The organism is Vibrio ichthyoenteri ATCC 700023 (assembly GCF_000222605.1).
Taxonomy (GTDB): domain Bacteria; phylum Pseudomonadota; class Gammaproteobacteria; order Enterobacterales; family Vibrionaceae; genus Vibrio; species Vibrio ichthyoenteri.
In genome coordinates this window covers 22,173-48,094 of sequence record NZ_AFWF01000012.1, presented here as the reverse complement: position 1 = coordinate 48,094, position 25,922 = coordinate 22,173, and the positions used below count along the sequence as shown (strand labels likewise).

Sequence of the window (25,922 nt, the reverse complement as noted above, 5' to 3'; positions counted from 1 at the left end):
AAACCGAGCGCAGCGGCTCGGTTAATCAATCTGTCACGCAAGGGAATGGGCTACGACTTAACGCGAAGACTCTGCAGCATTTCTTGGCTTGGTGCGAAGAAATACGCGCCGGTAACCGCATGAGTAAAACGCAACATCTGGTCAGTTTTACCATCCGTCACGCCATACATACTCTCTAACATTACTTTAAAGTTGTGCAGAGTATTACAGTACGCAATAAACAATAGACCGTGCTCACCACTCGCACTGCCGTATGGCAGGCTATGGCGGACAATTTTGAGGCCTTTGCCTTCTTCTTTAATATCAACACGACCAACGTGCGAGGCTGCAGGTACGTCGTCGAGCTCAATTGAATCAGGCTTAGTGCGGCCAATCACTTTTTCTTGTGCTTTTACGCTAAGGCGATTCCACGCTGGCAAGTCATGAATGAAACGTTGAACCATGACGTAACTGCCACCAGCGAACTCTCCTTGAGGAATGATCGCCACTTCTTCACGCATCGCTTCTTTCGGATTCTCTGTGCCATCAATAAACATCGTCATGTCACGTGCGTCTAAGTAACGGAAACCCGCCGTTTCATCCACAACCAAAACATCATCTGCAATCTCAGAGAGAAGTTTGCGTACCACATAAAAGTGTAAATCAGGACGAGTGGAATGCAGATGAATAAGCACATCAATATCGCTGCTTGGCGCAACAACATCACCTTCACCTAGCTGAGGAAATGCGATCAACTCCGCTGGCATCGCTTGATTTAACTGCTGCCAAAAGCCATGAGTAAAAGCAATCGACAGGGTTAAATTAGCGTTCACCTGTTGCTGATTTAACTCTTCAATTAAGGTTGGAAGTGCTTGTAGCTGAGCTAAAACTTGCTCGTTGTTTTGACGTACTTTTATCTGAATGTACTGTGCAAATGGCTCCGCTTCTGGAAGGATGGCCGTTTGAGACTGTGACATTTAGAGCTCCTTGTTATTTTATTTTTGCTCAGTGTAATGATTATTTGGTTCGGCGTTTTGATTGGGATCAGTTGTTCGTTGCTGGAATCATAAAGCAATCTCTTACCGTTTTGCTCTGGTAAACATAAATACAAAACCACAACAGTAACAACATAATTAAACCGTTGGTCCAACTAAAAGCACCTGCTTGCAAGTAAACATGGTACACACTTTGCGCTAGCTGACTGACTGCGGTTATCAAGGTAATCGGTTTTCCCCAAGAAACAAGCCTACTCACCCACCCACGCTCTGGTGTACGCAAACTGACTAACCACATTAGGGCAATACTTGGGACACCCATCATCAACCCCAAATAGAGCATGTCATGGTCAGGATAGACATAAGTCAATATCTCACTACCACTATCACGGCTAGCACCTGCAACCACGAACACTACCCATGCTTTAGCCAGTAACATCCAGCCTAACCAAAGCAATCTAGGGGCATTCAGAAAACCATTTTTATCATATGCATCAATGGCGTATCTCATCGTCTTTGCCTACCTATTTAATTTATGGGTCCACTCTACCCCAAAAATTGAAACATACCATGAAATTTATCGGCCAATTTTGAACATCGGTTAGCTCACATCGCAGACAGAATGACAGATCTCTTACGATCAACATGATACGATTGCTGCTAAACAACTAACGTCAAAAAACAATGAAAAAAACCACCCCACCCTCAGAAAAAACTCAACAAGAAGCGTTGGGCATTGCCAAAGCGACACAAAAACAAGGCCAATCTAAAGAGCAAACAAAACTGATTGCTCAAGGCATAGAGAAAGGCATTGCGCTGTATAAAAAGCAGCAAAAAGAAAAAGCCCGTCAAGCGGATAAAGCAAAGAAAAAAGTACAACGTAGTAAACAAATAGCCAACGAAAACAGTGATGAAAATCAACAACCAAAGACGCTATCACCCTCACCAAGCGCAAAAAGCTCTATACTGCCTTGGATGCTATTGGTCATCAGTTGGGTAGGGTTCTTTGTTTATGCTTCACAAGCTATGTAAATTATTTGTCGTAATAGCACTCCCGGCAACTCTGCTGGGATGCACAACACCGACGACAACGATCAACGAACCAGCCAAGATGGTTCATCTTAGAATGGACGGGGGTTTTAATGCGGATAATTGTGAATGGTTAGGCGAGGTAACGGGCAGTGAAGGACATTGGTATTCCTACCTGTTTTTCCCCAATGATGTGCTGGTGCAAGGTGCACTGCATGACATAAAAAACCGCGCCAAACAACTTGGCGCGGATACGGTGTTCATGATCACTCCACAAGATTTTTCAACCTCGTTCACCGTCGTTGGCAATGCATATCAATGCTATGAAATCATAGCGAAATAGAAACGACGGCCAGAATACGGAAATCAATCATTTGCATGTGATTTTTGAGTGCGATTTTCTGCTCGAAAACCAATGTTCTAAAAGCCCAATTTCAACTAGGCTCTAAAACCCAAGCTCGCCGCAATATCAGGTTCACGATCGGTCACCCACTGACTATCAAAAGGGCCCCAATCCGATAGCTGATAATAGCCATCATTATGACGTCGACCGTCTTGAACAAAAGCGAGTTCAATACCAATACCTGGTAAAGCTTTAATTACATCTTGGATTGTGCGACGTGGCCAGCCAGTCTGCTCAATTAATTTAGGAACATTTGGTCTCTCTAGACTTTCAACTAGCAGAGCTAAATACAAACGCCTTGCAAACACAGGACTCAGTTCCATTGATACCTCCTATAAACTTCAACCAACATTATTTCCTTTTATCCAAATAGTTTGTTGCGTTTGATCAATAACTGGCCATTCCCCTACCCCATCAAGGGGTATTTTTTACTCATCAAAATATATCCGTCACACTTTTGTCTCATTACCAACTTCCTGATAGGATTCATAAATAACAAAAAAGTCACTTCAAAGGATAAGTATGAAAGTCACTATGTATGGTATTCCAAACTGCGATACGATAAAAAAAGCCAAAAAATGGCTTACTGAGGAAAGTGTTGAATTTGACTTTCACGACTATCGTAAGCAAGGTGTTGATTCAGAAATGATTACTCAGTTTTGCCAAGCGCTAGGTTGGGAAAATGTCATCAATAAACGCGGCACTACTTTTCGCCAACTTAGCCAAGAGCAAAAAGAGGGCTTAGATGAGCAAAGCGCGATTTCATTACTAATCGAACAACCAGCAATGATTAAGCGACCTATTTTAGAGGTTGATGGACAATTCCATCTCGGTTTCAAAGCCGATCAATACGCCACAATTTTTTCGTAGCAAACTATTAATAAAAGGATTTCAAGGATGAGCGATAGCCCTGTATTAGCTCTGGCAAAAGATTTAATTGGCCGACAATCCGTAACCCCAGAGGATGCGGGCTGCCAACAAGTGATGATAGATCGCCTCAAGTCACTTGGGTTTGAAATTGAAGTGATGGTCTTTGAAGATACCACCAACTTCTGGGCGCGCCGTGGTGCCGAAGCCCCGCTGTTTGCGTTTGCTGGTCACACCGATGTTGTACCCGCAGGTCCTGTTGAGCAATGGCATACTCCTCCCTTTGAGCCAACAGTGATTGATGGCTACCTACATGGCCGCGGCGCTGCTGATATGAAAGGCTCACTCGCCTGTATGGTTGTGGCTGTCGAACGTTTCATTGAAGAAAATCCCGCTCACAAAGGCTCGATTGCGTTTTTAATCACTTCCGATGAAGAAGGCCCATTTATTAATGGTACGACTCGCGTCGTCGATACCTTGATGGCCCGTGATGAAATCATCGATATGTGTATTGTCGGTGAACCATCGAGCACCCTCGCTGTAGGAGATGTGGTGAAAAACGGTCGTCGTGGTTCAATTACTGGTGATCTACGCATCAATGGCATCCAAGGCCATGTGGCCTATCCTCATCTCGCCAAGAACCCGATTCATCAAGCACTACCAGCCTTAGCAGAACTGGCGGCGACCCAATGGGATAATGGTAATGACTACTTCCCGCCAACGAGCTTCCAGATCCCGAATCTTGCTGCTGGTACTGGCGCATCAAATGTCATTCCAGGCGAATTTGACGTGCAGTTTAACTTCCGTTTTAGTACCGAACTAACCGATAGTGAAATCAAACGCCGTGTACACTCAACCCTCGATGCGCATGGTTTAGACTATGATCTAAAGTGGACACTTAGCGGCCAGCCGTTTTTAACCGACACGGGTACATTACTCAGTGCCGTGGTGAAAGGCGTCGCGGATGTGAACCATAAAGAGCCACAGTTACTCACGACAGGCGGTACTTCAGATGGACGCTTTATTGCACAAATGGGGACGCAAGTGGTTGAGCTCGGCCCGGTCAATGCCACCATCCATAAAGTGAATGAGTGTGTCAGCATTGCCGACCTAGAAAAACTGACCGATATGTATCAAAAAGTTTTGGAGAATATTCTCGCGTGATCATGACGCCTGAGCAGCTCACCGGCCAAAGCCAGAGCCACCTTTCTGAGGTGGTGATTGGCCAGAAAGCTTTCTTGGTTCACCTCGAGGTAGCCAACGATTTGTTACGCCTTAAACAAGCGGCAACTCAGGCCGGTTTTAATCTCAATATTGCTAGCGGTTTTCGTGATTTTGAGCGGCAAAAAACCATTTGGAATAACAAGCTATTAGGTTACACCCCTATTCTTGATAGTGAGAGCCAAGCGATCGATAGCTCAGCCCTCACTACCAATGAAAAAGTGATGGCGATTCTGCGTTGGTCGGCTTTACCGGGAGCAAGCCGTCATCACTGGGGAAGCGAGTTTGATCTGTTTGATCGGGACTTGTTGCCACAAGGCGTGCAACTACAGCTTGAACCTTGGGAGTATCTACAAGGTCACCAAGCACCGTTCTATGCATGGTTGCAACAACACTTAGCTGAATTTGGTTTTTTCTTTCCGTATGCTCAAGATCTTGGTGGCGTCGCTCCGGAACCGTGGCACATTAGCCACCGCAATACCGCACAATATTGTTTAGCGCAGCTCTCTCCTGCCATGCTTGAGCAACAATTGCTTCTAGATCCCATATTGGCGATGGATGAGGTGTTAAGCCAGCTCGATAAGATCTACACTCAGTTTATTGCCAATATTAGTGGAGAAGCATGATGGATCTACTGACCAACCCTTGGGTCATCATAACCATCGTTTTGTGTGTCATCATTGGAAATATTGCGGCGCTAAAATACACCGCTAATATGAAGATGGGGCAGGTAAAAAAGAGAGACCCGCAGGAAAAACAGGCATCGGCAGACAGCGATGAAGCAGAACGTAAAGACCCACCTAATGGTGAGTCATAAACAAGGTCGAGCTTTATAATTCAGTAAAATGTGCGCTGGCGGATTACTTAATGTGATCCCATGAAATGTTGGACACAATTCGGCAATCATCACATTTAAAATAAAAGATATCGTGCAATGGTTCATCTAGTAACCATTCACCATCACATTTAGGGCATTTACGTCCCTTTTCTTGGGCAAGGCTTTCACCACCGACACGGTATTGATAGTAATAAGTCGGAATGGTGGTTAAGAATTCAATTCGACCACGCAAATCCCAACCACGTCGGAACAATACGCTGTCGGTATCACAAATTTCATGCAGCGCGGCATGCTCAGCGCGGCAACCACCTGCCATTTGCAATTCATCACAGGCTTGCCATTCGGTCTGCCATTTCACCACCGCTTTATGATCACCATTTAGTGTTGGACCATTACGATACAGTGGAATAGGCAATAATGTTTCACCACTGCGCAGCGGTGAACACGTATGCACGTACGTGGTATAAAGAACTTGCCAGCTTGGCGTCTCTTCTTCCGCGGCTTCTTCTGAGTTTAAATCGCGTCCCAACATGCGCATTTTTGGCGCCAGTAAACTCGCCTCTGCCAAGCGATTCATACACACTTTGACAAAATCAGAGTGGTTATTGGGATGCAAACTTTGTTTTTCAGGACAAACGACGCGAACATAAAACTCGCCGTCGCCCATCACAATCGGAAACTCGCGACCTAATACTTGGCCATTGTAACGTAGAGCATCCATCAAGCCATTGATCGCTTTATCTACCGCACTGATGGTGGTGTTATCAAAACACTCAAATTGAAGTTCAACAACGTACATGGTTACACCGCAGGCTCTAAATTATTCAAAAACTCAGCGACATTGTCTGCCAATACATCACGCTTATCGGTGCCTAAACGTTCGAGCACTACGTTGCCAGTTAGGTTACAAATAGAAATGACATCTAATTCAGCCTCTGTCGCGGCAATAAATACCGTCGGTTTGAGCTTCAAACGACGCTGAGTTACCAAATGACCCAAAATATTCTCTTGCAGGCGAACAAAATCTTCATCATTCCACACCTGTAACAATGACAAGCCATTGCCGTTCCAACTTGCTTCCATGTCAGCGCTATATTGCGTACCGTAGAAGTGCTTAATATCATCATGTAAGGTTAATTCAATGCCTTGTTCAACATTACTAAAGTCTGCAAACGCCTCGCGCGGATAGGCTTGCCACTCCACGCTATCTTCTCGCTTTTGTTCAATACAAGGTGAAACCAGATCGGCCAACTCTTCACTAATTGGCAAAGAGCCATGTTGCGCTTGATAAGCTGAACGGTATTTTTCACTGAATGTGCGTAAGGCTTGCAAGACGTTGTCAGCCATTCGGATCTCCAATTTAATGACACTGGGTGCGAGATTGCGTAAAATTCCCGTCATTCTAATCCAAATCGATTCAAAGTATGAGTAAATATTCCAACGCAAAAGAGCTAGCCGGATTAACGCTAGGTCAAAAGACTGAGTACGCAAGCCTTTACAATCCTTCGCTACTGCAACCGGTGCCGCGCAGCTTGAATCGCGACGATCTTGAGCTAGGTGAAACATTGCCTTTTCACGGTTGTGATATTTGGACTTTGTATGAACTGTCTTGGTTAAATGACAAGGGATTACCTCAAGTTGCCGTAGGTGATGTTGCGATTCCAGCCACCAGCGCAAACTTAATCGAATCTAAATCATTCAAGCTTTACCTCAATAGCTTGAACCAAACTCGCTTTGCGTGCTGGGATGATGTTGAAGCAACCTTGATCAAAGATTTGTCTGCGTGTGCAGGTGAAACCGTGTCAGTAACGCTACGCTCTGTTGAAGATTATACCGATAGTGTCATCGTGACGATGGCCGGAGAATGCATTGATCATCAAGATATCGAAATCTCACATTATGAATTTGATGCCACCTTACTTGACGGTGCCGCCGAACAAGAAATCGTAACAGAATCACTGCATAGCCATTTACTTAAGTCTAACTGCCTAATTACTAACCAACCAGACTGGGGTAGTGTTGAAATTCAATATCACGGTCAAAAAATCAATCGTGAAGCTCTGTTACGATACATCGTTTCGTTTCGTGAGCATAACGAGTTTCACGAGCAGTGTGTTGAACGCATCTTTACTGACATCATGACTTATTGTCAGCCAGAACATTTGACTGTTTACGCACGTTACACTCGCCGAGGTGGTTTGGATATCAACCCTTACCGTTCAACAGAGCAAACACAGCCAAGCCACAATCAGCGTATGGCTCGTCAATAAAGGATCGTTTGTAGGATGTATAAATTGCGCTGGGAGCGTTGGCTCTGCTTATTTACTCTATTGGTGTCACCGTTTGCCCTGAGCGCTCCGGTATACACGTCACCAACGTTAAACGAAGCCAATAGTCTGATTGACATTGTGCCAAATCAGGCTCGCCACTTAGCTTTGGATTTTCTTACCCAGCGCACACTGACAAACAACGCAGAAAAAAGTCCGTCAGCAATTTCTCGAGATGAAGCGGACAATCGAGTCCGTTCGCCTGGCGCGTCAATTGATGCACTAAAAATATTGGCCGATGCTGAATTTAATCTTGGCAATCCCGAGATTGCGTTAAGCCATCTCGACGAAGCCAAAGCCTTGGCCAGTAGTTATCACCTACCTTATCTTGGTCTTGATGTTGAATTGCAGCAGATTCGATTGCAATGGCAGTTTTCTGGCGATGGCATCAAAGCCCGTGAGCAACTTCATCTTGTCGGAGACGCTTACGAAGCAATAAAAAGACCAGAGCAGTTGGCAAAAGGGTTGAAATACCAAATGATCATGCTTAAAGCTGAGATCGCGTCACAAGAAGGCGAACAAGCTTTAGCAAATCAACTCTTTGAGCAAGTAAGACCCTACGTCAATCAAATCAAATCCTCTTACACGCTGATCAATTACCATATTACTGTTGGCGAACACTACCTGTCCCACCAACAATACAATAAGGCTTTATCTGAATTTTTGATCGCCTATTGGAAAGCCATTGAAGAAGATTCAAGCGCGCAACTTGGTAAAGTAAATTACCGCCTAGGCGTGCTGTTTTATGACCGCCGCGTACTTGATAAAGCGATCGTCCACCTCTCGCAAGCCGCTGATTTTTACGACAATTACCAACAATCACCAGTATTGCCTTCCATTTTAAAACTGATGGGTGACATTTATTACCAGCAAGGAAAATACAACCTTGCCTTGGTACAGCTGTTTAATGCGATGGATCATGAACGCACGCAAAACAACATCGTCAATGAAATTGATATTCGCATTTCGCTGGCGGCCACTTACCTCAAGCTAGTCAACTTCACACTGGCAGAGCAATATTTAGAGCGTGCAGAAGAGCTGCTCGTAGGCACTGAAGCGCCTAAGCTGCAAGCCTATGCTTACTTATTGAAATCAGGATTAGCCTCGCACCAACGATTAGGCCAAGCAACCATCAATAATGCCGAAAAGGCATTAGAAATCGGTGTAAAACTCAATGACATTACACTGCAAAAAAATGCCTACAGCCTCATTTATCATGGTTATGAGATCAACAAGCAGTTCCAAACAGCACTGAAGTACCTTAAAAAATACAATAAATTTGCCACCCTTGAGCAGCAGCAGCTAGACATTATCAGTGAAGATGCTTTCCGCCAGCAAAAAGAGTTTGTTGAGCGATCCATTCACATGAGTGGCCAGCAGCAAGAGTTAGAACGAACCGAAACGGAATATCGCAAATTTCAAAAAATTGCCTTTGGCTTGTTTATCATCAGCTCGATTTTATTTACCTTCCTGCTACGTAGAGGGCATATCCTCAAATTACAAAAAGACGAAATCGATCGACTAAATCAAAATCTCTTTACCCATTCTCGCTCAGGGCTACGTAACCTACGCATGCTCAACGCAAAACTCGCCGCCTCCTTAGAAGCGAGCAGTGGCCAGTTTGAAAAATGGCACATTGGTGAGCTCATTCATGAGCCGCTCAATGATCGGTTACGCTTTGTCATGATAGACGTACCGTTTCTGCGCAACTTGCACATGCAACATGGCTACACCGAAGGCTTAAAACTCGAAAAAGAGTTTGGCCGCTACCTGCGCGAAAAAATCAGTTCGCCAGCACGCATCTACCACTTTTCAGATGCCAACCTGCTGTATATTGAACCGAATAATGATCGCAATAGTGACCCAACAGAATTGGTGCAAAGAATCCAAATGTGGGTTGATGAGTTTCAGGTACAGAGCAGCTTAAATCGTATTGTGCGCGTTGGTATGGTGGATTACCCATTTCTCCCGCGCGCTTACACCGCATTAAACGACAAAGAATTGCTCGATATCTTACTCATGGCGACAGGGGCCGCGCGCACATTAAGTATGCAAGAACAAACCAGCCAATGGGTCTATTTGAAAGCGATTGAGAATGCTCCTGCTGCCAGTCTGGCGACCGGCAACGTGCGTAAAGCCTGTAAGCACGCAATCAACCAAGGGCTAATAAAAGTACACTCTTCTTACAATAATGAGGAGAGCCTCAAAAAAATATTAAAATATGAGTAAAAGCACCGCTTTAAAGCCCAACAAGCCGTGACGAATAAATTTTATTTGTTATTATCAATAAATTAATAAATAAGATCTTTTTTGATCGCGTAATAATAAAGTTTAGATCTACATGGGTGCACTCGAACAAGATATTCAGTCGCAGTTACATAATCTGAAGTCTCAATTGGAACAAGTTCGATTGACACAAAGAGATAGCTCGTTCAAACACAAACGAGAACAACTGGTGCTACAGCGCGTCGTCAGCTCCTTGAGTGATGCGTGCATCTCTGACGATCCTCGTCTACTTGCAGGCTTACTAGAACTCAAAGTAGCGATAGAAAAAAAGAAAGACATTAGTTCGCTAATTCCAAAATTGGTGATATTGGAACGACTACTAAAACAACACACAGTGGCTATGGATAAACAGAAAAAACAGCTTGATTCACAAGTGAAACATGCTGGTGAAACCCTACTCAGGGTCGCTGGTATCCCCCCGAAAATCAAACGAGACCTTCGTGATTTATTGAGCTTCTGTGCTAGTAATAAAACCTCTCGTTCCGAGCAAGCAATGCAACTGCTCACCATTTATGAACGTTCACTAAAAATCTTATCAACTCATCCTGAGAGCGCTGCTTTGCTACCAAATAGTGATAGCGATAAGGCACTACTCAACAAGCTGAATGATGAACTGCAAAATCTCATTACTGAGCTCGATTTTACCGGGGAGTCGGGCGAATTACTGAACGACATTCGTGCGAAATTACTACTCGGGGTTAATACTCAAGCCTTACTTGAAGAAACGTTACACATACTAAAGTTAGTGATTCAAGGCACCGACTTTGAGCGAAAAACTTCGCAACAATTTCTCACTCAAGTAAACGAATCAATCTCCAGTTCATTGAAAAGTTCTGCACAAATTACCGATCAAAGTGTGAGCTATTTTGATCAGCGAGTGGCACATGGTAAGGAGTTGCAAACACTCATTACCAACGGCTATACGGTGTTACAGCAATCTCAGTCACTTGAAACTGCACAGCAAAATCTCTCGCCTTTGTTTGATCAACTTTCTTCATTATCAGAACGTCTAAAACATGCAGAAAGCCGTGAGAAAGCGTTACTTGAACGAATGCAATTCGGCCACGGCCAACTTGAATCACTTGCTGAAACGGCGCAAGACTATCGTCGCCGCCTCGAAGATCAAGCAGCTCGCATCCAACAAGATCCACTAACACGAGTGCTTAACCGCTCTGCATTCAATGAAAAAATGGAAATCGAGTACCGACGCTGGATTCGCAATCAACACAATTTGCGTCTGGTTCATTTTGATATTGATGGTTTCAAAGCCGTTAACGATAGCTTCGGCTACACCGCAGGTGACAAGGCGCTAAAAATTATCGCCCGTTGCATCAAAGCGGAGCTAAGTGATGCCGATATTATCGCCCGTTATTCTGGTGAGGAATTCTTGGTTATTATGCCTGAGCGCGCCGATCCTGAAAGCTTAGAACTGGTGAAAGCGATTCAATCACAAGTGGCTCGATTACCATTTAAGTTCCGTGAACAGAGCTTAAGCATAACTCTGACCGCAGTAAGCACGGTGTTCAAAGAGTCTGATACGCCAGAAGAAGTGCTTGAACGATTGCGAGTGCAGTTACAAGAAAGCAAAAAAGTCGGCGCTAATCAACTGGTTTGGAAGTAAGGTTTAACCGTCATCGTTAACCATATTTTTTTGCACCAGCATTAAATGTGAGCCGCTTAGTGATAGCACTAAGCGGCTTTTTTATTGCTTATCATTGGCGATAGATAAATTATCACCATCTAAGCGTGATAGATGTATTGATATCAATTGGTTAGTCTTTATTCTTACGTTAACAGTGCTAAGCTCAAAAATACGGTCAGGTTTACTGAGTCTAAACATTCACCAATGTATTGCGCCACTCTGGCTTGCTAAAGACTCGCGAACCATACCGTCGCGATCGATCATTATTCCAAGGAGGTCACTATGATCACCCACATCAGCCCTGCGGGCAGTATGGATTTACTTTCTCAACTTGAAGTTGAGCGCCTTAAAAAAACAGCATCCAGTGATCTTTACCAACTTTATCGCAATTGCACACTGGCTGTTCTTAACTCAGGTAGCCACACCGACAACTCCAAAGAATTGCTCGATAAACACAAATCTTTTGATGTTACGGTCATGCGACGTGAGCGGGGAATCAAACTTGAACTCACGAATCCGCCTGAGCATGCTTTTGTCGATGGGCAAATCATCAAAGGCATTCAAGAACACCTATTTTCGGTACTGCGTGACATCGTTTACGTCAACATGCACTTAGCTGATAACCAGCGTTTGAACCTGACTAACGCCACTCACATTACTAACTTAGTGTTTGGTATTTTACGTAATGCAGGCACATTAACTCCAGGTATCGAGCCAAATATGATCGTGTGCTGGGGTGGCCACTCAATTAATCCGATCGAGTATCAATACACTCGCGAAGTCGGTAATGAGATGGGGCTACGTGAACTCAACATTTGTACTGGCTGTGGGCCAGGCGCAATGGAAGGCCCAATGAAAGGCGCAGCCATTGGTCATGCTAAACAGCGCTATACATCCCAACGTTATCTTGGTTTAACAGAACCATCAATCATTGCCGCTGAGCCGCCTAACCCTATCGTGAATGAACTGGTGATCATGCCTGATATTGAAAAACGTCTTGAGGCGTTTGTTCGTATGGCGCACGGCATCGTCATTTTCCCAGGGGGACCGGGAACCGCAGAAGAGCTGCTCTATATTTTGGGTATCATGATGCACCCCGAGAATGCCGATCAACCACTGCCGATAGTTTTAACCGGGCCAAAAGAGAGTGAAGCTTACTTCCGTTCTATTGACCAATTTATTGGCGATACCTTAGGCGAAGCGGCGCAGAAACATTATCAAATCGTTATCGACGACCCAGCGAAAGTCGCCAAGATAATGAAGCAGAGCATGGATTTAGTTCGTCAGCACCGTAAAGACACCGGTGATGCTTATAGCTTTAACTGGTCGTTAAAGATCGAACCAGAATTCCAACTGCCGTTCGACCCAACCCACGAGAATATGGCAAGCCTCGATCTCCATCTCAACCAACGTCCTGAAAATCTTGCAGCCGCGCTGCGCCAAGCTTTTTCAGGAATCGTTGCAGGTAACGTCAAAGCAGAAGGTATCCGTGAAATTGAACGTCATGGACCGTTCATGCTAGACGGCGATCGTGATTTGATGAAAAAAATGGACTTACTACTGAAAGATTTCGTCACCCAACACCGCATGAAACTCCCGGGTAATACCGCGTATGAACCATGCTACCGAATCGCAACCGATTCAAAATAGCCTCTAGGGCTTAGGGATATCGCCGCCATTGGCTAGCTTTATCCCTCACTTCATTTACAATAAGGGCCCAAGGCCCTTACTTTTTATATGCTTATGTCTATTCATCTTGTGATTATCGATGCTCTAAACCTGATCCGTCGCGTGCACTCCGTGCAGCCCGATCCCACCGACATTGCAAGAACAATAGAGACCACTGGGCGCACCCTTACTCGCATTATCAACGAAGCGCAACCCACCCATATTGTCGCGGTGTTTGATCACCATCTACAAGAACGAGGTTGGCGAGCGGAGATTCTGCCTGAATACAAACAAAACCGAAAACCGATGCCTGAACCGCTGCTTAATGGGTTAGATGCCATTCAAGATGCATGGTGGAAAATGGGGATCGACTCTTTACTGTCTGACGGTGATGAAGCGGATGATTTAGTCGCGACACTGGCTATCAAAGTGGCCAGCCACAACGAAAAAGTGACCATCATCTCCACCGATAAAGGCTATTGCCAATTGCTCTCACCGACCCTGCAGATCCGTGACTATTTTCAACATCGCTGGTTAGATGCGCCTTTCATTGAAAAAGAATTTGGCGTGAAACCAAGCCAACTGGCAGACTATTGGGGGTTGACTGGCGTCAGCTCAAGCCAAGTACCCGGCATTCCGGGCGTGGGGCCAAAAGCGGCTAAAGAGATCTTAACGCAGTTTGAAACCATCGAGCAGGCCCATGCCTCTGAGGATCTGGTCAAAAAATACCGCAAAAAGTTCGATGAGCATATTGAGATGGCGCGAACATGCCGCCAAGTCGCGCAATTGAAAACCGATATTGAATTGGGTTTTAACTTACAAGACCTTCGCTACGATGGGCCAAACCAAGCCTAATCATCTCTTGATTCACTTGCGAGCATGGCCTAAATACCATAATTAAAACGAAAAAAGCTCCCATCGGGAGCTTTTTTATTAGCCATTACAATCACACAGTATGATTTAACGGTCTGACTACAGAGCTTAGTATGGCGAGATATTCGACAGACTTTGTACATGCACGGTGATTTCTTCACGGTCATGGTACAGGTGTTTAGCTTGTAGCTTAAACTTCACGTCGTTTTTGATAAGGAATACTTTTAGGTTTTCGATATCTTGCAATACTTCGTCATAACGACCTTTCATTGGCAATTTAAGGTTAAAAATCGCCTCTTTTGCCCAACCACTGATGATCCATTCGCCCATCAATTGCGCGACACGTGAAGGTTTTTCGATCATGTCACACACTAGCCAAGTTACGTTCTTACGCGGCGGCTCAAACTTAAAGCCATCTTCTTGATGGTGTTTTACTTGACCAGTATCCATTAGACTCTGTGCCATCAGGCCGTTATCCACCGAGTGAACAAACATCGAACGCTTAACCAATTGGTATGTCCAACCACCAGGGCAAGCCCCAAGATCGACACCCCACATGCCCGATGCCAAACGCTCATCCCACTCTTCACGAGGAATAAACACGTGAAATGCTTCTTCCAACTTCAAAGTTGAGCGGCTTGGTGCGTCTACTGGGAATTTTAAGCGTGGAATACCCATGAAGAACTGAGAGTTGTTGATCGGCAATGAATAACCAATGTAGCAATGGCCTGGTTCCACAAAGCAGATATGCAATACCGGCTTCTTCGGGTTATCTTTGTTGAACAACAGTCCTTTACCACGCAATGCTTGGCGCATTGGCACGGTGAACTTACGACAGAACTTCAATAGTTCTTTCGCTTCATTGGTATCTGGCGTTTCAATGCGTAGATCACCACACATTGGCATGCCATCAGTCTCACTCAACTCTTGCAGAATTGGTGAAATACGATCTTCACGTGGCAAGTCGGTCAGTTCAACAGCAACGGCAAACATTTGGCGAGCAAAAATCAGCGATTTGAAATCCAACGATTTCACTAACTTTGTCGCATCACCTTGTTGGTAACACTTAAACAACACGAATCCAGAGTTTTTTTGTACGCGCGGAAAACCGAACACTTCCAGCGAACTCGCTCGATCTTGAATTTCACCCGCACACTCTTTCTCAAAGCCCGGACGGCAATAGAGCATTAGTTGTTTCACTTACTCACCTCTGTTGTTCTGTAGTGCTGCATAGACGAACAAAACCCAACCTATCATAAAGGTCATGCCACCAAGAGGAGTAATTGGTCCAAACCATTTTATTCCACTTAGCGCTAAGGCATAAAGGCTGCCGCTAAAACAAAAGATGCCGATAATAAAGCAAATCGCAGCGAGGAAAAAATACTTTTGCGCTTTTACACTGACTTTGTTCATCATCAAGATAGCACAGGCGATAATGGCAAGAGCGTGAATAAATTGATATTGGACACCAATGTTAAACACTTCAAGTAGATAGGGAGATAGCATGGCTTTTAATCCATGCGAAGCAAATGCACCTAACGCCACGGCAAAACCTGCGAAGGCGCCTCCTGCTGCGAGCAATTTATTGGCTTTCATGCTACTCCTCGGCCACATCGTAGAGCTCGAAAATATACTGACTTAGCCTTTCAACCGCTAAATCAATATTGCCCTGCTCAGTAAAGCCAGAGCGTTTACGTGGCTTAAAGCCATGGTCACCATCTGGGATAAAACTGCTACGTACGCACGGCGCTAAGTCAAACTCATCGAACTCTTCTCGTTGCCCGAAGGTATCACGCTCGCCTTGCAGAATAAGACAAGGCTTAGTCAAAGTAGCTAAATGTGCGCCTTTAAATTTTTCAGGTTTACCAGGAGGATGGAAAGGAAAACCTAAACACGCGATAGCGGCAACTTGAGGATGATCACTCAATAAACTTGCCATACGACCACCCATTGATTTCCCACCAATCACCACGGGGCTATCTGCATACTGAGCAATGATCTGTTCAAAAGCTTCCAGCAATTTTGGCGCGCGATCCGGTGGACGTTTAGTACCATTTTCAGCACGTTCAACCATATAAGGAAAATTAAAACGTACCACTTGAATACCTTTGGCGGCCAACCCTGTCGCGACTTGCTGCATAAAGGCATGATCCATCCCAGCCCCAGCACCATGAGCAAAAATAAACAGCGGCGCGTTATTAGCGCCGTCAATGATTACGCTATTCGTCATCTTCCAATAATTCCTCTTGCTCACTGTGTGCCTTCGCTAACATCCAATCGCGGAAAGTGGCAATTCTCCCCATATCCGCTTGTTTCTCATGGCACACGACGTAAAACGCATTTTTAGATACCAGCACTTCATCAAATGGCGCAATTAGACGGCCCGCTTCTAGCTCTGGTTGAGCAAGTACGTTATTGCCTAATGCGACCCCTTGGCCATGCGCCGCAGCTTGCAGCACCATGGTCGAGTGACTGAAAATAGGCCCGTGATTTAAGTTCACACCCTCTACACCATGAAATTTAGCAAAATGCTTCCAATCTTTACGTGACGTATCATGCAATAAGGTATGGTTTTTCAGATCACCTAATTCTTCTAATGGCTTGACGCCCAATAATAGTGACGGTGAGCAAAGGGGAATTAGAAATTCTTGATAAAGTTTATCGGCACGCAACCCCGGCCAATTACCCCGACCATAATAAATCGCCACATCAACATCATCGGTCAACGAACCTTCATCCATATCTACCGCTTTGATTCGTACATCGATATCCGGCTCTTGCTGATTAAAGTCCGCCAGACGTGGCACCAGCCATTGAATCGCAAAGCTTGGAGGCAAACTAATGGTTAATGCACCTTTTTCACTGCGTTCTAGCACTTTATCTGTCGCTTCAGCTAATGAAGTGAAGATATCTTTGATATCGAGAAAGTAGCTTTGCCCTTCTTCGGTCAACAGCAGTGAGCGGTTGCGACGACGAAATAGTTTCAAACTCAGAAACTCTTCTAACGCCTTGATTTGATGGCTAACAGCGGCCTGCGTCACAAATAATTCCTCTGCCGCACGAGTAAAACTCAAGTGGCGAGCCGCGGCTTCAAATACCTTCAACGAGTTCAAAGGGGGTAATCTTCTGGACATAGGCGCCTTCAATAAATTGGATTAGTTTTTTTAATCTGAAACATTATAAAATGTCCATTGCCTGACGACCAGAGAAATTCTATATTTCGTTCCGCAATACAAGCCTGAACGGCTTGGTTTCTTTGAAATCAATTGGCTTTGTTGTTGCGATGTTGTGTTTGCAAACTCGTATTTCGAGTTGGGTAGAATTTCTACCATGGTTTTGTCTCATCAATCCCAGAGACAGAACGTATACTTCCTGTATTTTTTTGACCTGTCTGTCAAATTTTTTAGCACCGCCTATAGGCGGTGTTTTTTTATGCCCGAAAATCGCTCTCAAATCCCAACTCGATTTTCTTGCTTCTCTCGTTCAACATATAGATTCCCGACTACGCCCTTCGGGCTATCGGGAATGACAGAGATGAACACAACAAGTAATTGGCCTAACAAAACCCCGCCTCGTCATTCCCTACAGCGAGGCACGAGAGTAATAGGGAATCTCGCTTTTTCTCGCTTCTCGAATTTTGATTCCCGCCCCACTTTTCTCAATACCTCTCAACATAAAGATTCCCGACCCTTCCTTCGTCAGTCTAGGGAATAACTACGTCGTATGTTATTTCCAATCACCAAACAAAACCCGTCTCGTCATGCCCTACAGCAAGGCACGTGCGTGATAGGGAATCTCGCTTTTCTCGTATCTCGCCTTCTCCTCTCTCGCCTTCTCCGCTCTCGCCTCTCTCTTCTCGCTTTTTCAATTCCCACAAAAAAAGCGCAAACCGAATCAACGATTTGCGCTTTTATTCTCAGCCATTGATGCGATTACTATGCACCAACACTAATGTTATTAGTTTCAAGACTATGGACGGTATACTTTTACGTTCGCAAAGCCTTGCTCTTGCAGGTATAGCGCTTGTAGGCGGCTCATAACGCCTCGTTCACAGTAAAGAAGGTAAGTTTTGCTCTGGTCAAGATCACCAAACTGAGTACCCAGCTTGTAAAATGGTAGGTGCTTCACTTCTACACCCTCAATCTCAAGTGGCTTCTCGTCTTCTTCATCTGGACTACGGATATCGAGAACAATCGCATGCTCTTCAACCGCTTGAACTTGCTCAACTTCAGGAACAGCTTCTTCCGTCTGCTTAGCAATTTCACGAATGTCCATGCTGCGCGCTTCAAGTACAACACGCTCTAGGATATCAAAGTCAAACTTCGCTTCTTCAACTTCTAACTTCGATTTCACCGCTTTAACTGTTGGCTTCTTCGAAATCACGCCACAGTATTCAGGCATGGTTTTAGCAAAGTCTTCAGTGCCGATATCGCGTGCAACGTTGATGATGTCTTCTTTATCCCAGTTAATCAGTGGACGAAGGATCAAGGTATCAGTCACGTTATCGATATGGCGCAAGTTCGTCAGCGTTTGGCTCGATACTTGGCCTAAAGCTTCACCGGTTACAAGCGCTTGAATATCATATTTCTCAGCGATCATACCCGCAGCACGCATAAACATACGCTTCAAGATTACGCCCATTTGGCCGTCATCAACTTTCTCAAGAATCTCTGCTACAACAGGATCAAAGTCTACTGAAATAAAGCGTACTTTTGCTGATGAGCCGTACTTATTCCATAGATAGTGCGCAACTTGCTTTACACCAATCTCGTGCGCAGGGCCACCTAGATTGAAGAAGCAGTAATGCACTTTTGAACCACGTTTAATGTGCAAGTAGCTCGATACACCAGAGTCGAAACCACCAGAGATAAGGCTGAGTAAATCTTCTTGTGTACCAAGAGGGAAACCACCTAAGCCTTTATGACGGGCAAGGATTTGGTTCAGCTTGTCATGGTCAACTTCAACTTTGATTGTTACATCTGGAGATTTTAGTTGTACTTTCGCACTCGCGACGGCTTGGTTTAAGCCACCACCAACATAACGTTCAAGTTCGATAGAGGTGAAGTCATGCTTACCACGACGCTTAGCGCGAACCACAAACGTTTTGTTTTCAACTAGCGAGCCACTCAGTTCCAGCACTTGCTCATAGATATTGTGCAAATCGGTAAATTCCGATTGCTTCACTTCTAGAACGTGGTGAATACCTGGAGTGTGAGTCAGAATTTCCAATACTTCTGCGTGGAATTGATCACTTTCTGAAGTTACTTCAATATGATCACGACGGTTAAATACCGCCACCGCTGATGTACGGTTTCTGATAATGTTGCGAATATTCCCTTCAAGAATCTTTGTGAAGCGTTTTCGCACCGATTCACTTTTTACAAAAATTTCTGGATGAGGTTTTACAATAAATTTCATACTTCACTTCACTGGTTAACAGTTATTCGCAATCATCATCAATATACCGGCCGTAAAATCAACGAGCATCGCAGTATAGAGATCCTAAGGGCGCGGATTATACATGATGAAAAGACCATAAAAAAGACGAGCGTGCTGCTCGTCTTTTTAGTTTAGTCATTTATTAGTTGTTGAGTGCAGGAACTTCCTCACTATAAATCGGTTCCCCTTGCATAATACTGATTTCGACTCGGCGGTTCTTAGAGCGTTGCAGTTCAGTATCATTCGGCCCTAACGGCTCCGTATCAGCCATGCCGCGAACCCGTAACCTTTGATGAGAGAAGCCGCGGACTTTCTCCATCTCTTGCGCCACGGACACTGCTCGCTGGGCGGAAAGGTCCCAATTTGAACGGTATAGTTCTGAATCCAAACGCTGGTTATCAGTATGACCTGAGACTCTAACGATCCCCGGCACATCTTTCACCAGTTCAGCAACTTGGCGTACCAATGGTCGAAACTTAGGTTGTAAGAAAGCAGAACCTGCGGGGAACGCGCCTTTCTCGCGAATTCGAATCACAATCTGTTGACCCAGATTTTCAACCTCAATCGCGCCCTCTTTGATCTCGCGCTCTAATGCTTTCTTGATGGCTTCCATTAAGGTTTCCATCTCTTGAGACATCTCAGAAGCTTGTGACTGCTCTTTGTCCGATTCCGTATTCTGATTATCTTTGGTTGACGTTTCTGGCGATTGGCCACCGGTCAACTTACCTTTTTCACGCTGCGTACCACCAGCACGGTCTGATTCACCTTCGTGAAACTCCAAGGTTTGCTGGGTAATGTCGATGGTTTGCTGCATGATCACATCAATCGGTGTTGGCTCAGGGCGACCTGGGCGAAACTCTTGCGCAATGATGCTGGTACCTTTCGGGATATCTTTCACTTCTAAACGGTTTTGCACACCAAAGGCAAACTTCATCGAACCCGCAATCTGTTTAAACTTCAGTACATCCATTTCAGAAAATGAAAGCAGCAATACGAAGAAACACATTAGAAGCGTCATTAAGTCTGAAAATGTCGTCATCCACATCGGCGCACCGGGTGGTGGACATTTGCAGTCGTTCTCATCATCCATAGCGCTTCCTTACTAACCGTCTACATCGATGGCTCGTTTGCCTTCGTTAAGGTAATTCTTCAGGTAGCTATCTATAACGCGTGGGTTTTGGCCATCTTGAATTGCCAATACACCATCCATAATTAGGCGACGGTTAAGTTTTTCTTGCTCACGACGTAACGATAATTTGTCAGCTATCGGGAAAAACACCATGTTCGACAATACCGCACCGTATAGTGTGGTCAGTAGTGCCACCGCCATTGCAGGACCAATCGACTTAGGATCATCCATGTTTGATAGCATCGCCACTAGACCAACCAAGGTACCGATCATCCCCATCGCTGGAGCTACGTCACCAAAGGCCTTAAACACACTGGTGCCTTTCTCATGGCGCTCATCCGTTAGTGCAATGTCTTTTTGCAATGCCGAACGCACAACGTCAGCATCATGGCCATCTACCAATAAGTCGATGCCTTTTTGCATAAACGTATTGGTAATTTCCATCTCTTCAAGCGCAAGGAAACCACCTTTACGAGCGGCATCCGCCATTTCAACAATTTTAGCAATCAGCTCTTCTGGCTCGTCGGTTTTAAACATGAACGCTTTGCCAGCAATTTTTGCTGCGCCAAAGAATTGCCCCGCGGTGAACTTCATCAACACAACAAAAGAAGAACCGCCAATTACGATTAAGATAGACGTAGTGTCGACGAACATCCCTAGGCTTCCGCCTAGTAGCATCGCCATAATAACGAATGCGAAACCGCCAATGAGTCCAATTAGCGTTGCTAAATCCACAAAGCACTCCTCATGCTAACCTTTTAAACTTTCTCTGGAATTATATCGGCTGCGCTTGTGAATCTTTAGCTTTTTATTGGTACCACACTCACATTCTCCCTAAATGGCTGGTTACTTTTGTTGCGCGGGAGACGCATAAGCAACAAATGGAGGGCGAAAACCTTACGCAAAAAATGTTTTTTTATTTGTGTTTTACTCGGTTTAAGCTCGATTTTTACCACAATTTTCCACGGTTAAATTTGACCATCATTAACGGCTAAGGTAACTTTCGTGCATCTTTCCTAATCTAGAAATATTATGGCGAGCAAGAAACCTGAAAATATGACCTTTGAGGCAACCATTGACGAGTTAGATACGATTGTTGAAGACTTAGAAAATGGGGATTTAGCTCTAGATGATGCGTTAAAGAAATTTGAACGCGGCATCTCTTTAGCTCGTGCAGGCCAAAGTAAACTCAATGACGCTGAACAGCGCGTTAGTATCTTATTGCAAAACGACGATGACGCAGCGCTATCTGACTTTGCCTCTCAGCCTGAATAATACCGTTAGAAGATTACTCTATGCTTGAAGCATTAACATCGTTTCAACAACGAAATAGCCAACAATTAGAGTGGTGGTTGGCGCAATATCCGCACCAAAACCAAACACTCATTGAAGCCATGCGCTATGGCCTACTATTAGGTGGTAAACGCGCACGCCCTTTCTTGGTTTATATCACTGGTCAAATGCTTGGCTGCGACACTGAACATCTTGATACTCCGGCCTCTGCCGTTGAGTGCATCCATGCTTACTCGTTGATCCACGATGACTTACCAGCCATGGACGACGATGAACTGCGCCGTGGCCAAATAACTTGTCACATCAAATTTGATGAAGCGACCGCCATTTTGACCGGTGACGCGCTACAAACTCTCGCCTTTACTATTCTGGCCGAAGGTCAACTTAATCCGATTGCCGAAGCGCAACGTATTAAAATGATACAGATGCTGGCACACGCCTCAGGTGCGGCTGGCATGTGTATGGGTCAGTCACTCGATCTTGAAGCAGAAAATCGTCAAGTAAGTCTGAGTGAATTAGAAGAGATTCACCGTAATAAAACGGGTGCGCTAATGAAATGCGCCATCCGTTTAGGGGCACTTGCTGCCGGTGAAAAAGGCGTAGAAGTGTTACCACTACTGGATAAATACGCTGATGCCATTGGGCTCGCGTTCCAAGTGCAAGACGATATATTAGATATTATCGGCGACACTGAAACCCTTGGTAAGCCACAAGGCTCAGACCAAGAACTAAATAAAAGTACCTACCCGGCTCTGCTAGGATTAGAAGGTGCTGTAAATAAAGCTAACAATCTATTAGAGGAAGCGCTTCAAGCTTTGCAAGCGATCCCCTACAATACACGATTACTAGAAGAGTTCGCCCGATACGTCATCGAGCGCAAAAATTAACACTATAAGCGCGCAATACTATGACTCTTGATATATCTAAGTATCCAACACTGGCACTGGCAAATACGCCTGATGAGCTGCGCAGCCTACCGAAAGATGTGCTGCCTAAGCTATGTGATGAGCTACGCACCTATCTTTTGAACTCTGTTAGCCAGTCAAGTGGTCACTTGGCATCAGGGTTAGGCACGGTTGAGTTAACCGTGGCGCTTCACTACGTCTATAAAACCCCGTTTGATCAACTTATTTGGGACGTAGGCCACCAAGCATACCCACACAAAATTCTGACTGGTCGTCGCGAACAGATGTCAACCATTCGCCAAAAAGGCGGGCTACACCCGTTCCCTTGGCGCGGTGAAAGCGAATACGACACGCTTTCTGTTGGCCACTCATCAACCTCGATCAGCGCTGCACTTGGTATGGCAATCAGTGCCCATAAAGAAGCGCAGAATCGTAAAGTTGTCAGCGTAATTGGTGATGGTGCCATCACTGCAGGCATGGCGTTTGAAGCAATGAACCATGCGGGTGATATTCATCCCGACATGTTGGTGATTCTCAATGACAACGAAATGTCTATTTCAGAGAACGTCGGCGCGCTGAATAACCACCTAGCTCAATTGCTGTCTGGTAACTTTTATACCTCTATTCGTGAAGGTGGCAAACGCGTACTTTCCGGCGTGCCGCCAATCAAAGAGTTGGTACGACGCACGGAAGAACATCTGAAAGGTATGATGGTTCCGGGTACGCTATTTGAAGAGCTTGGTTTTAACTACATTGGCCCTGTGGATGGCCATGATGTCAATGAACTGGTAAAAACCCTTAAGAATATGCGTGAGCTGAAAGGCCCGCAATTCCTGCACATCATGACCAAAAAAGGCAAAGGCTATGAGCCAGCGGAGAAAGATCCGATTGGTTACCATGGTGTGCCTAAGTTCGACCCAAGCCATTCTAGCCTACCGAAAAGTAGTAGCAGCAAACCAACCTTCTCAAAGATCTTTGGTGACTTCCTATGCGATATGGCCAAGCAAGATCCTAAATTGATGGCGATCACGCCAGCAATGCGTGAAGGTTCAGGCATGGTGCGCTTTTCTAAAGAGTTCCCTGAGCAATACTTTGACGTCGCCATTGCTGAACAACACGCGGTGACATTAGCAACGGGTATGGCGATTGCGGGCAATCGACCTATCGTGGCGATCTACTCGACCTTCTTACAACGTGGTTATGATCAATTGATCCACGATGTAGCGATTATGGATTTACCAGTAATGTTCGCCATTGATCGTGCCGGTTTGGTTGGCGCTGATGGCCAAACTCACCAAGGTGCGTTTGATATTAGCTTTATGCGCTGTATCCCGAATATGGTGATCATGACGCCAAGTGATGAAAACGAATGTCGTCAAATGCTCTACACCGGTCATACTCATACTGGGCCAAGTGCGGTACGTTACCCACGCGGTAGCGGTATGGGCACCGAAATCGAGTCCGAATTTAGTGCGTTAGAAATTGGTAAAGGTCGTTTGGTACGCCAGGGCGAAAAAGTGGCGATTCTAAACTTCGGAACCTTCATGCCAAACGCACTAGAAGCCGCTGAACAGCTCAATGCCACCGTTGCCGACATGCGATTTGCTAAGCCACTGGATCATGATTTGATTAAACAGCTTGCCGCTGATCACGACGTGCTGGTGACTATCGAAGAAAATGCGATTGCCGGTGGTGCTGGCGCAGGTGTTATTGAATACATGATGCACGAAAAGATCCTAAAACCAGTATTGAACCTTGGTTTACCGGACTACTTTGTACCGCAAGGCACGCAGGAAGAATTGTATGCCGAACTTGGTTTAGATAGCCAAGGTATTGAACTGTCGATTCGTCAATACATCACAAAATAACGTCATATTCTATAGCGACTAAAAAGCCCTCACTAGAGGGCTTTTTTGTATACGTTGTTTTTAGACGCTGACATTCGGCAACGTCCATGCAAATTCATGACAGAGCTTGTGCCAAGTTTCATCAAAGCCAGCGTTGATGGTGACCAACTGCTGCGTATACGGATGAACAAATTCTAACGATGCAGCGTGCAACAACAATCGATGCGAATCGTAAACGTTATTGAACAAACGATTATGACGACCTTCACCATGGGTCGTATCTCCGACTATTGGGTGACGCAGGTGAGCCATATGGCGACGCAACTGATGCTTACGTCCCGTCAGTGGGCTCAATTCAACCATGCTATAACGTGTTGTCGGAAACTTGCCTGTGGAATGAGGCACTTCCACTTTAGCTAATGGGATATAATCCGTGACCGCTTCTTGCGCTTCTTGATCTTGCTTGGCGAATTTATCCGCAATTTTATCCAGATCGACTTTCAAGGCGTAATCAAGACGACCCGCCTCTTCAATCCAGCCACGCACCACCGCATAGTAGGTTTTTTTCATTTCATGGTTGGCAAAAACGGGCATCATTTTGGCCGCAACCTCACTCGATAGACCAAACACCAAAACACCGGATGTTGGGCGATCCAACCGGTGCAGTGGGAATACATGCTGACCAATTTGATCACGCAGAGTCTGCATTGCAAATTGCGTTTCATGCTTATCGAGCCAACTACGGTGTACCAACATACCCGCCGGTTTATTGACTGCTATAAAATACTCGTCTTGATAAACGATTTCTAACATTTAAGCGACCTCTTGATCGATCTGACGGATCACCGCTAGCAATGGTATGTATTGAGCTTCTTGTTGCCAACTCTGTTCAAAATACGCCGCCATAGAGAAGCCTGATGGCAAAGCTTGTTGAGCATTGATCATGGCGCGAATTTTCGGCAAAAACACCCACTGCAGCCATTGTTGTGGTTCAAGCGTATCAATAGCGAAAGGCTCGGTACTCGCTAGGGCTTGCGGAGGCGGCATATCACTTTGCCAACAATCTAGGGCGCGCATTTGTCGCTCTAGCTCATCCAATAATGCGATCAGAGGAATATCTTGTTTCATTTATCTTTATCGAGGACCTTGAAAATAGCGCATAGAGTACCATCTATAAGGTA

28 protein-coding genes are annotated in these 25,922 nt (G+C 45.1%); 14 read left to right on the top strand and 14 right to left on the bottom strand.

Annotation, left to right across the window (positions count from 1 at the left end; all coding sequences use genetic code 11):
• Positions 1–50: 50 nt before the first annotated feature.
• Positions 51–956 carry a Dyp-type peroxidase gene (locus RH85_RS02015; RefSeq protein ID WP_006710512.1) on the bottom strand — a complete coding sequence of 302 codons (906 nt, stop codon included), beginning with the start codon at positions 954–956 and terminating at the stop codon, positions 51–53.
• Between the two features lie 67 nt (positions 957–1,023).
• Positions 1,024–1,485: a DUF2919 domain-containing protein gene (locus RH85_RS02010; RefSeq protein WP_006710511.1), complete on the bottom strand. Its 462-nt coding sequence runs from the start codon at positions 1,483–1,485 to the stop codon at positions 1,024–1,026.
• Positions 1,486–1,658: 173 nt separating this feature from the next.
• Between RH85_RS02010 and RH85_RS02005 the strand changes: the two genes are divergently transcribed.
• Complete coding sequence (locus tag RH85_RS02005) at positions 1,659–2,006, top strand: DUF2956 domain-containing protein (RefSeq protein ID WP_006710510.1); 348 nt, start codon at positions 1,659–1,661, stop codon at positions 2,004–2,006.
• Positions 1,987–2,346, top strand: coding sequence for a DUF4156 domain-containing protein (locus RH85_RS02000; protein ID WP_039948400.1), 360 nt, complete (start codon positions 1,987–1,989; stop codon positions 2,344–2,346). Before RH85_RS02005 ends, RH85_RS02000 begins: the two co-directional genes overlap by 20 nt.
• Before the next feature lie 95 nt (positions 2,347–2,441).
• Here the strand turns inward: RH85_RS02000 and RH85_RS01995 are convergent, their stop codons facing one another.
• On the bottom strand, positions 2,442–2,729 hold the full coding sequence (locus RH85_RS01995) for a winged helix-turn-helix domain-containing protein (protein WP_005598943.1): 288 nt from the start codon (positions 2,727–2,729) through the stop codon (positions 2,442–2,444).
• 199 nt (positions 2,730–2,928) lie between these two features.
• On the opposite strand from RH85_RS01995, the gene RH85_RS01990 reads away from it, so the two are divergent.
• Genes RH85_RS01990 through RH85_RS01975 form a run of 4 tightly spaced genes read left to right on the top strand, consistent with a single transcriptional unit; the run spans position 2,929 to position 5,311 of the window.
• On the top strand, positions 2,929–3,276 hold the full coding sequence (locus RH85_RS01990) for an ArsC family reductase (protein ID WP_006710508.1): 348 nt from the start codon (positions 2,929–2,931) through the stop codon (positions 3,274–3,276).
• 27 nt (positions 3,277–3,303) lie between these two features.
• Complete coding sequence (dapE, locus tag RH85_RS01985) at positions 3,304–4,437, top strand: succinyl-diaminopimelate desuccinylase (RefSeq protein ID WP_006710507.1); 1,134 nt, start codon at positions 3,304–3,306, stop codon at positions 4,435–4,437.
• Positions 4,438–4,439: 2 nt separating this feature from the next.
• The gene (locus RH85_RS01980; RefSeq protein ID WP_039948398.1) at positions 4,440–5,120 is read left to right on the top strand and encodes a M15 family metallopeptidase; all 681 of its coding nucleotides are present in this window, start codon (positions 4,440–4,442) and stop codon (positions 5,118–5,120) included.
• Positions 5,120–5,311, top strand: coding sequence for a DUF2897 family protein (locus RH85_RS01975; RefSeq protein ID WP_006710505.1), 192 nt, complete (start codon positions 5,120–5,122; stop codon positions 5,309–5,311). The genes RH85_RS01980 and RH85_RS01975 overlap by 1 nt, the downstream gene beginning before the upstream one ends.
• A 43-nt stretch (positions 5,312–5,354) precedes the next feature.
• Here the strand turns inward: RH85_RS01975 and RH85_RS01970 are convergent, their stop codons facing one another.
• Together RH85_RS01970 and syd are read right to left on the bottom strand one after the other, a co-directional pair.
• A complete protein-coding gene (locus RH85_RS01970; RefSeq protein ID WP_006710504.1) occupies positions 5,355–6,131 on the bottom strand; it encodes a Zn-ribbon-containing protein in 777 nt (258 codons plus the stop codon).
• Positions 6,132–6,133: 2 nt separating this feature from the next.
• Entirely contained in the window at positions 6,134–6,679 is a 546-nt protein-coding gene (syd, locus tag RH85_RS01965; RefSeq protein WP_006710503.1) for a SecY-interacting protein, read from the bottom strand.
• 77 nt (positions 6,680–6,756) lie between these two features.
• On the opposite strand from syd, the gene queF reads away from it, so the two are divergent.
• The 5 genes from queF to xni all read left to right on the top strand — a co-directional run bounded on the left by queF (position 6,757) and on the right by xni (position 14,110).
• A complete protein-coding gene (gene queF / locus RH85_RS01960; protein ID WP_006710502.1) occupies positions 6,757–7,602 on the top strand; it encodes an NADPH-dependent 7-cyano-7-deazaguanine reductase QueF in 846 nt (281 codons plus the stop codon).
• 15 nt (positions 7,603–7,617) lie between these two features.
• Positions 7,618–9,888, top strand: coding sequence for a tetratricopeptide repeat protein (locus RH85_RS01955; protein ID WP_006710501.1), 2,271 nt, complete (start codon positions 7,618–7,620; stop codon positions 9,886–9,888).
• Between the two features lie 112 nt (positions 9,889–10,000).
• Entirely contained in the window at positions 10,001–11,566 is a 1,566-nt protein-coding gene (locus RH85_RS01950) for a GGDEF domain-containing protein (protein ID WP_006710500.1), read from the top strand.
• A gap of 303 nt (positions 11,567–11,869) precedes the next feature.
• A complete protein-coding gene (gene ppnN / locus RH85_RS01945) occupies positions 11,870–13,237 on the top strand; it encodes a nucleotide 5'-monophosphate nucleosidase PpnN (protein ID WP_006710499.1) in 1,368 nt (455 codons plus the stop codon).
• A gap of 93 nt (positions 13,238–13,330) precedes the next feature.
• Positions 13,331–14,110: a flap endonuclease Xni gene (gene xni / locus RH85_RS01940; protein ID WP_006710498.1), complete on the top strand. Its 780-nt coding sequence runs from the start codon at positions 13,331–13,333 to the stop codon at positions 14,108–14,110.
• A 126-nt stretch (positions 14,111–14,236) separates the two neighbouring features.
• On the opposite strand, the gene rlmM is transcribed toward xni, so the two are convergent.
• From rlmM to pomA, 7 genes are all read right to left on the bottom strand, one after another.
• Positions 14,237–15,328, bottom strand: coding sequence for a 23S rRNA (cytidine(2498)-2'-O)-methyltransferase RlmM (gene rlmM / locus RH85_RS01935; RefSeq protein WP_006710497.1), 1,092 nt, complete (start codon positions 15,326–15,328; stop codon positions 14,237–14,239).
• The gene (locus tag RH85_RS01930; protein ID WP_006710496.1) at positions 15,329–15,724 is read right to left on the bottom strand and encodes a DUF423 domain-containing protein; all 396 of its coding nucleotides are present in this window, start codon (positions 15,722–15,724) and stop codon (positions 15,329–15,331) included.
• Position 15,725: 1 nt separating this feature from the next.
• Positions 15,726–16,358, bottom strand: coding sequence for an alpha/beta family hydrolase (locus RH85_RS01925; RefSeq protein WP_006710495.1), 633 nt, complete (start codon positions 16,356–16,358; stop codon positions 15,726–15,728).
• Positions 16,348–17,262, bottom strand: a complete 915-nt coding sequence (locus tag RH85_RS01920) for a transcriptional regulator GcvA (protein ID WP_006710494.1) — start codon at positions 17,260–17,262, stop codon at positions 16,348–16,350. Before RH85_RS01920 ends, RH85_RS01925 begins: the two co-directional genes overlap by 11 nt.
• A gap of 835 nt (positions 17,263–18,097) precedes the next feature.
• Positions 18,098–19,546, bottom strand: coding sequence for a tRNA uracil 4-sulfurtransferase ThiI (gene thiI / locus RH85_RS01910; RefSeq protein WP_006710492.1), 1,449 nt, complete (start codon positions 19,544–19,546; stop codon positions 18,098–18,100).
• 163 nt (positions 19,547–19,709) lie between these two features.
• Positions 19,710–20,657 (bottom strand): flagellar motor protein MotB, encoded by a 948-nt coding sequence (locus RH85_RS01905; protein WP_006710491.1) that lies wholly within the window; start codon positions 20,655–20,657, stop codon positions 19,710–19,712.
• Positions 20,658–20,669: 12 nt separating this feature from the next.
• Complete coding sequence (gene pomA, locus RH85_RS01900; protein ID WP_006710490.1) at positions 20,670–21,431, bottom strand: flagellar motor protein PomA; 762 nt, start codon at positions 21,429–21,431, stop codon at positions 20,670–20,672.
• Positions 21,432–21,728: 297 nt separating this feature from the next.
• On the opposite strand from pomA, the gene xseB reads away from it, so the two are divergent.
• From xseB to dxs, 3 genes are read left to right on the top strand one after another with little or no spacing between them, the layout of a single operon-like run.
• A complete protein-coding gene (xseB, locus tag RH85_RS01895; protein ID WP_006710489.1) occupies positions 21,729–21,971 on the top strand; it encodes an exodeoxyribonuclease VII small subunit in 243 nt (80 codons plus the stop codon).
• A 20-nt stretch (positions 21,972–21,991) separates the two neighbouring features.
• Positions 21,992–22,876 (top strand): (2E,6E)-farnesyl diphosphate synthase, encoded by an 885-nt coding sequence (ispA, locus tag RH85_RS01890; protein ID WP_006710488.1) that lies wholly within the window; start codon positions 21,992–21,994, stop codon positions 22,874–22,876.
• Positions 22,877–22,896: 20 nt separating this feature from the next.
• Positions 22,897–24,762 carry a 1-deoxy-D-xylulose-5-phosphate synthase gene (gene dxs, locus RH85_RS01885; RefSeq protein WP_006710487.1) on the top strand — a complete coding sequence of 622 codons (1,866 nt, stop codon included), beginning with the start codon at positions 22,897–22,899 and terminating at the stop codon, positions 24,760–24,762.
• Positions 24,763–24,822: 60 nt separating this feature from the next.
• On the opposite strand, the gene truC is transcribed toward dxs, so the two are convergent.
• Both truC and RH85_RS01875 read right to left on the bottom strand, forming a co-directional pair.
• Complete coding sequence (gene truC, locus RH85_RS01880; RefSeq protein ID WP_006710486.1) at positions 24,823–25,554, bottom strand: tRNA pseudouridine(65) synthase TruC; 732 nt, start codon at positions 25,552–25,554, stop codon at positions 24,823–24,825.
• Positions 25,555–25,869, bottom strand: coding sequence for a YqcC family protein (locus RH85_RS01875; RefSeq protein ID WP_006710485.1), 315 nt, complete (start codon positions 25,867–25,869; stop codon positions 25,555–25,557). It abuts the gene before it with no gap.
• Between the last annotated feature and the right edge of the window lie 53 nt (positions 25,870–25,922).

Excerpts from the sequence above, each read along its gene's own strand:
- RH85_RS02015 (WP_006710512.1), bottom strand. The coding sequence starts at position 956 with ATGTCACAGTCTCAAACGGCCATCCTTCCAGAAGCGGAGCCATTTGCA.
- RH85_RS02010 (WP_006710511.1), bottom strand. The coding sequence starts at position 1,485 with ATGAGATACGCCATTGATGCATATGATAAAAATGGTTTTCTGAATGCC.
- RH85_RS02005 (WP_006710510.1), top strand. The coding sequence starts at position 1,659 with ATGAAAAAAACCACCCCACCCTCAGAAAAAACTCAACAAGAAGCGTTG.
- RH85_RS02000 (WP_039948400.1), top strand. The coding sequence starts at position 1,987 with ATGCTTCACAAGCTATGTAAATTATTTGTCGTAATAGCACTCCCGGCA.
- RH85_RS01995 (WP_005598943.1), bottom strand. The coding sequence starts at position 2,729 with ATGGAACTGAGTCCTGTGTTTGCAAGGCGTTTGTATTTAGCTCTGCTA.
- RH85_RS01990 (WP_006710508.1), top strand. The coding sequence starts at position 2,929 with ATGAAAGTCACTATGTATGGTATTCCAAACTGCGATACGATAAAAAAA.
- dapE (WP_006710507.1), top strand. The coding sequence starts at position 3,304 with ATGAGCGATAGCCCTGTATTAGCTCTGGCAAAAGATTTAATTGGCCGA.
- RH85_RS01980 (WP_039948398.1), top strand. The coding sequence starts at position 4,440 with ATGACGCCTGAGCAGCTCACCGGCCAAAGCCAGAGCCACCTTTCTGAG.
- RH85_RS01975 (WP_006710505.1), top strand. The coding sequence starts at position 5,120 with ATGGATCTACTGACCAACCCTTGGGTCATCATAACCATCGTTTTGTGT.
- RH85_RS01970 (WP_006710504.1), bottom strand. The coding sequence starts at position 6,131 with ATGTACGTTGTTGAACTTCAATTTGAGTGTTTTGATAACACCACCATC.
- syd (WP_006710503.1), bottom strand. The coding sequence starts at position 6,679 with ATGGCTGACAACGTCTTGCAAGCCTTACGCACATTCAGTGAAAAATAC.
- queF (WP_006710502.1), top strand. The coding sequence starts at position 6,757 with ATGAGTAAATATTCCAACGCAAAAGAGCTAGCCGGATTAACGCTAGGT.
- RH85_RS01955 (WP_006710501.1), top strand. The coding sequence starts at position 7,618 with ATGTATAAATTGCGCTGGGAGCGTTGGCTCTGCTTATTTACTCTATTG.
- RH85_RS01950 (WP_006710500.1), top strand. The coding sequence starts at position 10,001 with ATGGGTGCACTCGAACAAGATATTCAGTCGCAGTTACATAATCTGAAG.
- ppnN (WP_006710499.1), top strand. The coding sequence starts at position 11,870 with ATGATCACCCACATCAGCCCTGCGGGCAGTATGGATTTACTTTCTCAA.
- xni (WP_006710498.1), top strand. The coding sequence starts at position 13,331 with ATGTCTATTCATCTTGTGATTATCGATGCTCTAAACCTGATCCGTCGC.
- RH85_RS01930 (WP_006710496.1), bottom strand. The coding sequence starts at position 15,724 with ATGAAAGCCAATAAATTGCTCGCAGCAGGAGGCGCCTTCGCAGGTTTT.
- RH85_RS01925 (WP_006710495.1), bottom strand. The coding sequence starts at position 16,358 with ATGACGAATAGCGTAATCATTGACGGCGCTAATAACGCGCCGCTGTTT.
- RH85_RS01920 (WP_006710494.1), bottom strand. The coding sequence starts at position 17,262 with ATGTCCAGAAGATTACCCCCTTTGAACTCGTTGAAGGTATTTGAAGCC.
- thiI (WP_006710492.1), bottom strand. The coding sequence starts at position 19,546 with ATGAAATTTATTGTAAAACCTCATCCAGAAATTTTTGTAAAAAGTGAA.
- RH85_RS01905 (WP_006710491.1), bottom strand. The coding sequence starts at position 20,657 with ATGGATGATGAGAACGACTGCAAATGTCCACCACCCGGTGCGCCGATG.
- xseB (WP_006710489.1), top strand. The coding sequence starts at position 21,729 with ATGGCGAGCAAGAAACCTGAAAATATGACCTTTGAGGCAACCATTGAC.
- ispA (WP_006710488.1), top strand. The coding sequence starts at position 21,992 with ATGCTTGAAGCATTAACATCGTTTCAACAACGAAATAGCCAACAATTA.
- dxs (WP_006710487.1), top strand. The coding sequence starts at position 22,897 with ATGACTCTTGATATATCTAAGTATCCAACACTGGCACTGGCAAATACG.
- truC (WP_006710486.1), bottom strand. The coding sequence starts at position 25,554 with ATGTTAGAAATCGTTTATCAAGACGAGTATTTTATAGCAGTCAATAAA.
- RH85_RS01875 (WP_006710485.1), bottom strand. The coding sequence starts at position 25,869 with ATGAAACAAGATATTCCTCTGATCGCATTATTGGATGAGCTAGAGCGA.